The organism is Chryseobacterium suipulveris, assembly GCF_022811685.1.
Taxonomy (GTDB): Bacteria; Bacteroidota; Bacteroidia; order Flavobacteriales; family Weeksellaceae; genus Kaistella; species Kaistella suipulveris.
Map to the genome: position 1 here is coordinate 1,837,991 of NZ_CP094532.1, position 11,988 is coordinate 1,849,978.

Below are 11,988 nucleotides of genomic sequence, written 5' to 3' on the forward strand. Positions count from 1 at the left end.
CGAAATTGATAAAAGCTGGAGGTTTGAAGACGGAGGACGGAAGATGAAAAGGTGTGAATTCGCTTCGCGGTGAATTTCTTCGAGTGAATTTGCATTGCGGTGAATTTGTTTTAAAGTAAATTTTGGAAAAAAAACCAAAAGTCTCTAACAAAAAAACCGGCATCAAATCAATTGATGCCGACTTCTGTAAAACGTAAAATTTAAAATTATGAAATTGTTTATTTAGGGTTCTTATTAATTTCTAAATCGGTTTCTTTCAGGTATTCGTCAATGATTTCGAATGACTTCTTCTCGTCGTTGATATCGACCATCACTTTCATCGACGTTGCGGTGGGCGTCGTGGTAAAAGACATATACTTGTCGTTAAGATAAACCTTGATCTCGCCCGCTTCCAGTTTTGATTTGATTAACTGTATTTCCTGCGGTTTGTCGCTTTCAAAAACTGGCACTCTTACTTCTCTTTCCATATTGCTTTAGTTTTGAGAGATAAAAGTACAAAAAATGACCGAAATGCAATATTAACTTTTCATAAAATTTTCATAATTAATTGCCTGGCTACACTTTATCGATATTGTCGGCAATTTTGTCGAGCGCAATCTGAATTTCTTCTTTGGTCACATTCAGGTGCGGACGGAAACGGATCGATTGATCACCGCACGCCAAAATAATCAGCCCGTCGTCATAAAGAACTTCTCTCATTCTATCTCTTTGTTGTCCCGATGGCAAGTCGATCGCGCACATCAATCCGCGACCTCTCGCGTTGGAAATTTTGTCGGGGAATCTTTGTTCGAGTTCCTTTAATCCATCCAAAAGATAATTACCAACGTCGCGGGAATTTTCGATAAGGTTTTCATTTTCAATCACTTCCAAGATGAGTTTGAACCGCATCATATCGATAAAGTTTCCTCCGAAAGTCGAGTTGATTCTTGAACTCTCCCGGAAAACGTTGTTCGGAATTTCGTCGAACTTCTCTTTATTGGCAAGGATTCCGCAAACCTGGGTTTTCTTACCAAAGGAAATAATGTCCGGTGCGACGCTGAAATGTTGGAATGCCCACATTTTCCCGGTCATCGCGATTCCCGTCTGTACTTCGTCGAAAATCAGCAGCACTTCGTTTTCATCACAGATTTTTCTAAGTCCCTGGAAAAACTCGTCACGGAAATGGTGATCACCTCCTTCCGCCTGAATCGGCTCGATAATGATGCACGCAACGCGATCCGGGTTCGAGAGAATCGCCTCCTGAATCTGCAGCAATGCCAAGTTTTCGTTGTTAATGGTTTCTTCTAAATTTTCTTCTGTGATCGGGAAATTCAGATGCGGATTGATAATTCTCGGCCAATCGAATCTCGGGAAATACTGATATTTCCTCGGATCTGAAGTATTGGTCAAACTCAGCGTATAACCACTTCTTCCGTGAAACGCCTGTCTGAAATGGATGCAGATGTCGCCTTCTGTTTCCAGACCTTTTTCAAAATTCTTCCGGGTTTTCCAGTCGAAGCAGGCCTTCATCGCGTTTTCTACGGCTAAAGTTCCGCCCGAAATAAAGAATGCGTACTGCAGTTCCTTTGGAATCGCCACTCTTTCGAAAACCTCCATAAAATCGGCAAACTCCTGCGAATAAACATCGGCGAGTGTCGGTTTGTTTACGGCCATTTTTCCGAGCCATTCGGAATGTTTTACGAGATAAGGATGGTTGTAGCCAATGGAAGCCGAAGCAAACATTGAAAACATATCGAGGAATTCCTTTCCGGTGAGCCGGTCGTGGATCCAGCTTCCATGGGATTTTTCGAGATCCATCACAAAGTCGAATCCGTCGGCAAGCATGTGACGGGAAAGAACCTGTTTAACAGTATTGGTTGGTTGCGGGTGAGATGCGATTGCGTCGTTCATATTAATCAGTTTGAGGTTTGAAGTTTAAAGTTTGAAGATTCAAGATTCAGTTTGAAATCTGAAAAATATAGTTAAAGTAAAATTTTACAGATCAAATTTAATTCCTTGTGCTAAAGGAAGATGAGTACTGTAATTTAAAGTATTAGTCTGCCTTCTCATATAATATTTCCATACATCGGAACCGGACTCTCTTCCGCCTCCAGTTTCTTTTTCGCCACCGAAAGCTCCTCCGATTTCCGCACCGGAAGTTCCGATATTGACGTTGGCAATTCCGCAATCCGAACCGGCATGCGAAAGGAAAAGTTCAGCTTCGCGAAGGTTCTGCGTCATGATTGCAGAGCTGAGTCCTTGCGGAACATCATTCTGAATCGCGATGGCTTCATCCAGATCTTTATATTTAATAAGGTATAAAATCGGTGCGAAGGTTTCGTGCTGCACAATTTCGTAGGAATTTTCAACTTCAGCGATGCAAGGTTTCACGTAACATCCTGATTCATAATTTTTTCCATCGAGAACGCCACCTTCGACAATAAATTTGCCGCCTTCTTTTTTACATTTCTTAATGGAATCCAGATATTGCTTCACCGCATCTTTGTCGATCAGTGGTCCAACATGGTTTTTCTCATCTAAAGGATTTCCGATTTTCAATTGGCCATAAGCTTTTACCAAACGGTTTTTTACTTCATCATACACCGATTCGTGGATAATCAACCTTCGTGTGGAAGTACATCTTTGTCCCGCAGTTCCTACTGCTCCGAAAACGGCACCGATAATGGACATGTCCAAATCCGCATTCTCGGTAATGATGATCGCGTTGTTTCCGCCAAGTTCGAGGATCGATTTTCCGAAACGCTGTGCAACGTTGGTTCCCACGATTCTTCCAACTCGGGTGGAACCGGTGAAAGAAACGAGCGCCACATTTTTATCATTCACTAACTGTTCGCCAATTTTGTGGTCGCCAACAATCATGGTCGAAATTCCTTCCGGAAGATTGTTTTCCTTTAAAACTTCAGCAATAATATTTTGGCAGGCAATTGCGCAAAGCGGAGCTTTTTCTGACGGTTTCCAAACGGTTACGTTTCCGCAAATCCAGGCGAGTGCCGTGTTCCAGCTCCAAACCGCTACCGGAAAGTTGAACGCGGAAATAATTCCTACGATTCCCAGCGGATGATATTGTTCGTACATTCTGTGTCCCGGTCTTTCGGAATGCATCGTAAAACCGTGAAGCTGTCGCGAAAGTCCCACCGCGAAATCGCAGATGTCGATCATTTCCTGAACTTCACCAAGTCCTTCCTGTAGAGATTTTCCCATTTCATAAGAAACGAGTTTTCCGAGGTCGTCTTTTTTCTCCCTCAACTTGTTTCCGAACTGTCGCACGATTTCTCCCCTTTTCGGCGAAGGAATCATCCGAAATTCCCTAAAAGCAGCTTTTGCGGTTTCGATCACCTTGTTGTAATCTTTAGAATTTGCAGTCTTCACTTTTGCGATTAATTTCCCGTCGGTTGGCGAGTAAGATTCAAGCAAGTCGCCACCTGCAAAGTATTTGCCGCCGGAAGAAACTCCTTTGTTGTCTTTGGAAATCCCTAAATTTTTGAGTGTTTTTTCGATTCCGAAATCACTGACTTTTTTGGACATATAATTGAATTTGATTTGTCCTTAAAGATACGGATTTTGGGGAAATATGCAAAAAGGTTGAGTCTAAGGTTGAGGTTGAGGGAAAATGCCAATACAGGAATAATGTAAGAAATAGCTACCTTTGAGAAAAAATTTGCGCTATGGAAAACCAGGTTCCCGAAACTGACAAAAATTCGAAATTTAAGAAATGGTTTAAAAGAGTCGGAATCGGCGGTTTGATCTTTTTTACCTTGAAAGGATTTGCATGGCTTTTCGTTTTCTATTTCGGCGCGGAGATGTTTCAGGAATGTGCCTCGAAATAAATTTGATCTAAGTATTGAATGTTAAATGCAAATAATCAATGCTTTTGATGCCACGAATGCACTAATCATTATTTGTCGAAATTCTTATTTCTTAATAATATAACCTGTTGTGCATTTAGGACAAAAACTGCACTCAACTAACAATCAATTTCTTATAAGAATTTTGTCTGTCATTGCTAAACGAAGTGCCGTTGTTTAGCTTAAAAATATGTGGTCATTTAGTAAAAATATTTCTTTGTGAACTTTGCGAGAAAAAATACTCGCAAAGCCAGACAAAGCTAAATTATTTTTTTTGCTCTAATCTTAAGATAAACAAATCGTAGATTCGCCGAATCCATTTGATAAAACAAAAAAAGGAGGCAAAGGCGCTATCGCTCATTAAAGATACACAAGGATACAAATGCACAACAGGTCATATAGAAAGAAGTAGATCAATTTTAAATAAATCATTGCTCCCGCAAATTAACACACAAAGTTTTTTTTGAGATACTCAGGTGATCATAAAAAGAGTGAAATTTCTTTAACAGCCGAATTAGTGTAACTTCTGTTTGGTAATCCAGTCTTGCTTTTTGATCCAATATTCCACATTTTGGCGATCCGGTTCGCCGTGATAAGCAACAGAAATCTCGCCCATATTCTCGGCGCCGAGTCGCTCCATTGCAGTTCTTGAGCGCCAGTTTTCCGCACCCACGTGAAATTTCACCAGATCAACATACTGGAAAATATAATCCAGCATCAACTTTTTTACTTGCGGATTGAGTTTGGAACCCCAAAATTTCGTCCCATAAAAAGTGTAGCCGATGAATACAGAAGATTCGTCTTCATCCCAACCATAAAAACGCGTGCTTCCCGCCACTTCGCCGGAATCTTTGTCGATGATCAGAAATGCTCCGCCAGAAAGCATCGCTCCCTCGAAAAAATTACGGAACACTTCCCTTTCGAAACGGTTTTTGTTGGGGTGCATTTCCCAGATTTTGGGATCTGAAGCAACCTCATAAAGTCGACCGAAATCATTTTCCTGCAGAGGGACGAGTTTCACTTGGTCGTTTTCGAGGATTGGTTGAAGGAAGTTTTCCATTTTTTGATTTTGGTAAAATTAATGAAAAATTGCAGAGATTATTGAAACTACACCGTCAAAATTTTCTTTTAGAAAATTTCGCCACCCCTTCAGAGAAGGGGAATTTTGAACATCAAAAAATTGTGTCTTTATCCTTTTATCTTGTATCTTTAAAAAAGTATCGCTTTTTCCAATTCCAACAGTTTCTGTTTGCGCCAAATTCCGCCGCCATAACCGGTGAGCTTTCCGTCGCTGCCGATCACTCGATGACAGGGAATGACGATCGAGATTTTGTTTAGACCATTCGCATTTGCAACAGCGCGAACTGCGTTCGGGTTTCCTAAAATTTTGGCTTGTTCCTGATAACTCCTCGTGGTTCCGTACGGAATTTTTCGCAGCACTTCCCACACCTTTTTTTGGAAATCAGTTCCTACGGGAGAAAGCGGAACAGTGAATTCTTTTCTTTTTACCTCAAAATATTCGGCTAATTCTTTTTCCAAAGTTTTGAAATGCGGATTTTCACCCTGAATAATATTGGCGTTAAAATGTTTTGAAATTTCCTTCAGTTCGGTGGGCAAAGCTGTTCTGTCGCTGAATTCGAGCATACAGATTCCGTTTTCGTCGGCACACGCAATCATGGTTCCGAGCGGGGTTTCGATTCTTTTTAAATCGACCACTTTTTCGTTTTTTGAATTTTTGGGAGAGACACCGAAGATGTTTTTAAAACTTTCACCAAAACCGCTCAAACTCTCGTAACCACTTTCAAAAGCCGCATCGGTAACATTTTCCCCGGAATTCAATTTTTTGAAGGCGGAGTTCAGTTTGAACATTCTCTGAAAAGCGTGGAACGTGATTCCGTGGTGTTTCAAAAACCACCTCCGAACAGTTGCCGGCTCCAAACCTCGTTTCACCAAATCATAATCTTTGAATTTCAAAGAAGGATTCGCCGAAAGTTCATCCAACAATTTCTGAATTTCAACCGGAGTCTCATCCGGATTTTCTAATGGCTTGCAGACTTTGCATGGACGGTACCCTTTCAGAATCGCATCTTTGGTACTGCTGAAAAATTCAACATTCTCGAATTTTGGTTTTCGTGCGGTGCAGGTTGGTCTGCAAAAGATTCCGGTGGTTTTCACACCCATCCAAAAAACGCCCTCGAAGTCGGGATTTTTGTTGCAGGATGCGGTGTACATTGTTTCGGCGGAGATTTCCATTGTGTAAATTTATTACAAAAATATTCACGGAGAAATTTGGCGGCAACCGAAAAATTGACAAACATTTTTTTTGTTGATGTTGAACGCGTTTCTTGGCGGGTTAAATTTTTGTGGGGAGTTGATTATATTTTCAGGGTTTTTTCAAATTTAAATTTTTCTTTCATAAAGGTTGAACGCGCCAAGAGGCGCGTTCCTACATTAAGATTATATTCCTATAAATTCTGCGTACGTTTTATATTTATTTTTTCGCCGCGTCTCTTTCAATCTGCCGGATTTCCTTTAATTTTTCAACGATTTGAGAAACTGTTTCAGGTTTTCCGGTTTTTAAGGGAACTAACGTTTTCACATTGTCCCATTTGAAAACCAAATCGACCGCGTTGTCATCAATCGGCTGCAATGAAATTTCGAAGTATTCTTGTTTGTCATTCAGTTTCTGTACGGGAACGGTAACATCTACAACGTTCTGTTTCTCGTCATATTCATAAGCTCCCCACTGTTTGGAGTCGTTATTCAGAATAATCTTCCATTCTTTTTCATTCGGAATGATGAAGAGCCCGTAAGTTCCTGAAGGAACTGTTTTCCCACCAAAATTAATGGATTGGGCAAAGGTAATTTTCGTGGATGAATTTGCTCCGGCCCGCCAAACTTTGTTGTAGGGAACGAGATCGCCGAAGATCTTTCTTGCTTTAACTCCTGGTCTCCCATAATCGATGGTGATTTTCGACATCGAAAACTGTTGTTCCACGGTTGCGCGCGGACTTGCCGCAGGAATTGTCCACTGTGAATAAGCAAAAACGGATGCAGATAAAAATGCGGTGAGAAGAATTCTTTTCATATAATATTATTGATTGGTTAAAAATGCAATATGATTAAAATTTTCAAAAGTAAATTCTGTGGAAAATTATTTATGACTTCCAAATTTAGCACAATTTTTCAATTAATTTTAAAAATCCTATTTTTGGAAAATTCAATATTAAAATATGGCAGAAACTTTAACGACCAGCAAAACAGCGAAGCACCCGAAAGGTCTTCCCTATCTATTCTTTACCGAAATGTGGGAACGTTTCGGTTATTATTTAATTCTCGGGATTTTTGTCCTCTACATGATCGATCCGAAAGATACTGGCGGACTTGGCTTTCTCGACAAATCTGCGGATGATATTTTCGGGACCTTCATCGCATTAACTTATCTGACCCCATTTCTGGGCGGATTTCTTGCGGACCGCGTTTTGGGCTATGTGAAAGCGATCTATATCGGAGGTGTTTTAATGGCTGCAGGATATATCGGAGTCGGACTTTTTCAGCAGCTGCCAATGTTTTACGCTTCTTTGGGACTGATTATTTTGGGGAATGGTTTTTTTAAGCCAAGTATTTCAACGCTTCTCGGAAACCTTTACACGGAAGAACCTTACAGAGCCAATAAAGATGCGGGTTACAACATTTTTTACATGGGAATTAATATCGGTGCGCTGATCTGTAATTTCGTTGCCGCCTATATGCGAAACAAATACGGATGGGGTCCCGCTTTTATGACCGCGGGAGTTGGGATGCTCATTGGGCTCGTTATTTTTACTTTAGGAATGAAGCACATTCGTTCAGCTAATGTGATGAAACCTGCTCAGGAAGGCGATACAAAGCTTTCTACAGTTTTGGTAAAAGTGTTCGTTCCGGCAATCATTGCGGGTATCATCGGTTGGGTAATTCCTGGCAATATTTTCGGGAGCGACAGTACCGATGCCTTTATCTTTGCCTGTTTACCGGTAATTTTCTTTTATGTGAATCTTTATTTAAGAGCCAATGCCGAAGACAAAAAGCCGATCGGTGCTTTGCTCGCGATTTTTGCGGTAAGCTTGATGTTCTGGGCAGTCTTTAAACAAAACGGAACCGCTTTGACAAGATGGGCAAATTATTATACCGATAGAACCGCACCAGCTGTGGTAGAAAAACCATTGGAAGCACTCTACCTTGTTGAAAGCAAAAACTATAAAGACAAAGAAGTTCCTGTTTACGACGAACAGTTTCAAGCCAAGAAAGAAAATGGCGAAACAGTGAAGGAAACTGGCAAAGACATTTATTTCCGAAATGTAAACGCTGAAGAACGCGCTGCTTTGGAAGCTAATCCTGAAAAACCAAACTATCTTTTCAACACCGAGTTGTTTCAGTCGGTGAATCCGTTCTGGGTGATTGTTCTGACTCCTTTAGTTGTAGGATTTTTTATGATGTTGAGAAGGCGCGGAAAAGAACCGACGACACCTTCTAAGATTGTCCTCGGATTATTTATTTCGGCACTCTCCTGTTTGGTAATGGTCGGTGCAGTGTACGCAGGTGGAAATGGAGAAATAAAGGTTTCCTCGTGGTGGCTGATTGCAGCATACGGTGTAATTACCGTGGGCGAACTTTGTCTCTCTCCAATGGGACTTTCTTTGGTTTCCAAACTTTCTCCGCCAAGGATTACCGCTTTGATGATGGGTGGATTCTTCCTTTCGACCTCCATCGGAAACAAACTTTCCGGCGTTTTGGCGAGTATGTGGTATAGTTACGAAGACAAAGCAAATTTCTTCTGGGTAAACTTCGGATTATTGTTAATAGCAACACTCCTCGGATTATCCATCCTGAAACAATTAAACAAAGTAATGAAGGAAAAAGGTGTGAATTAATTCCCGATCCTTAAACCGAAACCAAATCGCAGCATCAAAACTGCGATTTTTTCGTTTTATGACTTGCTTTAAAAACAAAAAAAACTATATTTGCTTGTCTTAACAAAAATTAACAATAAAAAATATGGATACGGCACAACCAACTCAAGGGCATCCTAAAGGATTGTATTCGCTCTTCTTTACAGAAATGTGGGAGCGTTTCTCTTATTACGGAATGAGAGCCCTGTTAACAATTTTCTTAACAGCAGAATTAGCAACCGGTGGTTTTGGATTAGACAGAGCAGAATCACTTAAAATCTATGGCGTTTTCACTGCTTTAGTTTATCTTACTCCAATTCTCGGTGGATGGTTTGCCGATAAAATTCTTGGCCAGAGAAAATCAATCCTTATTGGTGGGTTGGTAATGGCAATCGGGCAGTTTATGCTTGCTGCAAGTGCCGCTCCTGATCTTTTGGGTGATCTTGAAGCCCGCAAAAATTTCTTTTATCTCGGATTAGGAGTTCTAATCTTAGGTAATGGATTCTTCAAACCAAATATTTCTACAATTGTAGGCGACCTTTACGATAACGATGATCCAAGAAAAGACGGTGCGTTCACTATTTTCTATATGGGGATCAACATCGGTGCATTCTTGTCGCCATTTGTCGCGGGGACGCTCGGTGAAAAAGTTGGATGGCCATATGGTTATCTTGCTGCCGGAATCGGAATGCTGATCGGTGTTTTGTGGTTTTATGCAAGAAGAAACACACTGGAAGACAAAGGATTGCCTCCTGGTTATAAAGAAAAGGGCATAACTTCGCTTCTGCCAAAAGATTGGAGAGATATTTTGCTGTACACCATTGCAAATGTGGCTTTCGTATTTCTCGTGATGCTGATTTGGAATAACACTTCGGAAACCATTCATACTATTTTGGTTTGGGTACTTGGTATTGCCGGTGCGTTATTTATCGGTTCGTCCATTTTCAAAGGAACATCAGGTTCTACGGAATGGACGAGGGTTTTCGTAATCCTGATCCTTGCATTCTTCAACATTGTATTCTGGGCAGGATTTGAGCAGGCAGGCGGAACATTCAACCTTTTTGCGCAGGAAAATACGAACAGAGTTGTGGGGGGATTTGAAATTCCGACGACCTGGTTCCAAAATATCAACCCGATTGCGATTGTAACATTGGCGCCATTATTCTCTATTCTTTGGGTAAAATTAGCTGCGAAGAAACTGAACCCGAGAACCCCGGTGAAATTTGCTTTGGCAATGTTTATCGGTGCTTTGGCATTCTTCATTATGACGCAGGCAAACAATAACGCACAAGGTGGAAATCTTGTTTCTCCAATGTGGTTGGTTGTAGTTTACGTGCTATTAACTGTAGGTGAACTCATGCTTTCACCAATCGGATTATCAATGGTAACTAAACTTTCTCCCGGAAAGATCACCTCGATTATGATGGGAGTTTGGATGGCGAGTTTCGCGCTGGGTAACTACTTCGCAGCGACACTGGAACAAATCCTGCAAACGTACAACTTCGATCTTTACCCTTTCATCACTTATCTGATGTTGGCATCCGGAGTTGCGCTATTGGCACTGTCACCACTGCTTAACAAGTTTATGAAGGGAATTCACTAATTCCCAATATTATAAAATCTCATAAAACCACTGATTATTCGGTGGTTTTTTCTATTTTCGTATGTTTTAAGACTTTTGAATTTTTAAAAATTATCATTTATGAACCTCACCATAGAACAAATCCAGGACTTCAAAGGAAAATATCCACGGCAGATCTGGTCACTCTTTTTCTCCGAAATGTGGGAAAGATTCTGTTTCTACGGGATGCGCGGAATGCTTGTCTTCTTTATGATTTCTGAATTAAAGTTTGGCGACGAGCAGGCGAATCTTCAGTACGGAGCGACTCAGGCGTTTGTTTATGCTTTTACTTTTGTGGGCGGACTTTTTGCCGACAAAATCCTCGGTTTCAGAAAATCCCTGTTTTGGGGAGGACTTATGATGATTATCGGAAGTTTGATTCTCGCCTTCGAACCGCACCAGTTTTTCTTTTTGGGGATTGCATTTACTGTTGTAGGAACAGGATTCTTTAAACCCAATATTTCCACGATGGTCGGCAAACTTTATAAATCCGACGACTCAAGAAGAGATGCAGGGTTTTCGCTGTTCTATGCTGGAATCAATCTCGGTGCGCTTCTCGGTGGTTATCTCTGTATTGCAATCGGAAAAGGAGAAATGCTTTCATCTGTAATTCCAGAGAACAAAAGATGGAACGTCGCATTCGGACTGGCTGCAATCGTGATGGTGATTTCATTAATCAACTTTGTCTTTACCCAAAGAAGAATGGGACCGATCGGTTTGGCGCCTCAAAAAATATTGGCAGATGGAACTAAAATCGCCCTCGAAAAATGGAAAGAATACGGCGTTTACCTTTTGTCACTCGCTTTCGTTCCATTAATTATGGTAATGGTCGCCGTTCCGCAGTACACCGACTATTTTATGTGGACAGTCGGACCTTTGACCTTAATTTACCTCTTTTACGAAATGTCGAAAGTCAACTCCTCCGAAAGAAAAAAATTGTGGGCAGCGTTGGTATTCATCGTTTTCTCCATCCTGTTCTGGGGAATCTACGAGCAGTCGGGTGGATCGCTGAGTATTTTCGCAGCGAAGAATTTGAATAAAGATTTATTAGGTCTCGATCCCAACGGAGTCAACAATTCGGGAGGTGCGTTCTTCATCATTTTCCTTGCGCCTCTTTTTGGTTTATTGTGGATTTGGCTAAGCAAAAGAAAGCTCGAACCCAACACCATCATCAAATTCGGATTGGGATTCATCTTCCTCGGTTTGGGTTTTTATGTGCTTTATGCGACAAGGTTTTTTGCCGATTTGCAGGGAGTAACCTCATTAAATATTTTCACCATCGCGTTGCTGGTAATCACTTTCGGGGAGCTTTGTCTGTCGCCAATCGGACTTTCGATTATGACGAAACTTTCCACGGAAAAACTTCAGGGAATGATGATGGGACTTTGGTTTTTGGCATCCGCTTACGGACAGTATGTTGCAGGAATCATCGGTGCAGGAATGGCGACCGCAAAAGAAGGATCATCGAATGTAGATGCATTGATTGCCTATACCGAAGGATACAAACAGTTGGGAATTTACGCACTGATCGCGGGTTTGCTGCTGATCGTGATTTCGCCTTTAATTAAAAAACTGATGCAGGAAGTAAGATAAA

At 41.1% G+C, this 11,988-nt stretch carries 10 protein-coding genes; 4 read left to right on the top strand and 6 right to left on the bottom strand.

Annotated elements, in window-relative coordinates:
* Nucleotides 1-218 precede the first annotated feature (218 nt).
* The 3 genes from MTP09_RS08670 to amaB form a co-directional block, all read right to left on the bottom strand.
* A complete protein-coding gene (locus MTP09_RS08670; RefSeq protein ID WP_243547961.1) occupies nucleotides 219-467 on the bottom strand; it encodes a DUF2007 domain-containing protein in 249 nt (82 codons plus the stop codon).
* A gap of 88 nt (nucleotides 468-555) precedes the next feature.
* Nucleotides 556-1,890 (bottom strand): L-lysine 6-transaminase, encoded by a 1,335-nt coding sequence (lat, locus tag MTP09_RS08675; RefSeq protein WP_243547962.1) that lies wholly within the window; start codon nucleotides 1,888-1,890, stop codon nucleotides 556-558.
* Nucleotides 1,891-1,974: 84 nt separating this feature from the next.
* The gene (amaB, locus tag MTP09_RS08680) at nucleotides 1,975-3,525 is read right to left on the bottom strand and encodes an L-piperidine-6-carboxylate dehydrogenase (RefSeq protein ID WP_243547963.1); all 1,551 of its coding nucleotides are present in this window, start codon (nucleotides 3,523-3,525) and stop codon (nucleotides 1,975-1,977) included.
* Between the two features lie 140 nt (nucleotides 3,526-3,665).
* On the opposite strand from amaB, the gene MTP09_RS08685 reads away from it, so the two are divergent.
* Nucleotides 3,666-3,827: a hypothetical protein gene (locus MTP09_RS08685; RefSeq protein WP_243547965.1), complete on the top strand. Its 162-nt coding sequence runs from the start codon at nucleotides 3,666-3,668 to the stop codon at nucleotides 3,825-3,827.
* Nucleotides 3,828-4,359: 532 nt separating this feature from the next.
* Here MTP09_RS08685 and MTP09_RS08690 read toward each other — a convergent pair.
* The 3 genes from MTP09_RS08690 to MTP09_RS08705 all read right to left on the bottom strand — a co-directional run bounded on the left by MTP09_RS08690 (nucleotide 4,360) and on the right by MTP09_RS08705 (nucleotide 6,933).
* Nucleotides 4,360-4,905 (bottom strand): GNAT family N-acetyltransferase, encoded by a 546-nt coding sequence (locus MTP09_RS08690; protein ID WP_243547966.1) that lies wholly within the window; start codon nucleotides 4,903-4,905, stop codon nucleotides 4,360-4,362.
* Between the two features lie 149 nt (nucleotides 4,906-5,054).
* Nucleotides 5,055-6,098, bottom strand: coding sequence for a bifunctional transcriptional activator/DNA repair enzyme AdaA (locus MTP09_RS14445; protein ID WP_317618755.1), 1,044 nt, complete (start codon nucleotides 6,096-6,098; stop codon nucleotides 5,055-5,057).
* A 238-nt stretch (nucleotides 6,099-6,336) separates the two neighbouring features.
* On the bottom strand, nucleotides 6,337-6,933 hold the full coding sequence (locus MTP09_RS08705; protein WP_243547968.1) for a DUF2911 domain-containing protein: 597 nt from the start codon (nucleotides 6,931-6,933) through the stop codon (nucleotides 6,337-6,339).
* A gap of 145 nt (nucleotides 6,934-7,078) precedes the next feature.
* On the opposite strand from MTP09_RS08705, the gene MTP09_RS08710 reads away from it, so the two are divergent.
* The 3 genes from MTP09_RS08710 (at nucleotide 7,079) to MTP09_RS08720 (ending at nucleotide 11,987) form a co-directional block, all read left to right on the top strand.
* Nucleotides 7,079-8,755 carry a peptide MFS transporter gene (locus MTP09_RS08710; RefSeq protein ID WP_243547970.1) on the top strand — a complete coding sequence of 559 codons (1,677 nt, stop codon included), beginning with the start codon at nucleotides 7,079-7,081 and terminating at the stop codon, nucleotides 8,753-8,755.
* 124 nt (nucleotides 8,756-8,879) lie between these two features.
* Complete coding sequence (locus MTP09_RS08715) at nucleotides 8,880-10,376, top strand: peptide MFS transporter (RefSeq protein ID WP_243547972.1); 1,497 nt, start codon at nucleotides 8,880-8,882, stop codon at nucleotides 10,374-10,376.
* A 99-nt stretch (nucleotides 10,377-10,475) separates the two neighbouring features.
* Nucleotides 10,476-11,987 carry a peptide MFS transporter gene (locus tag MTP09_RS08720; protein ID WP_243547973.1) on the top strand — a complete coding sequence of 504 codons (1,512 nt, stop codon included), beginning with the start codon at nucleotides 10,476-10,478 and terminating at the stop codon, nucleotides 11,985-11,987.
* The last annotated feature ends 1 nt before the right edge of the window (nucleotide 11,988 follow it).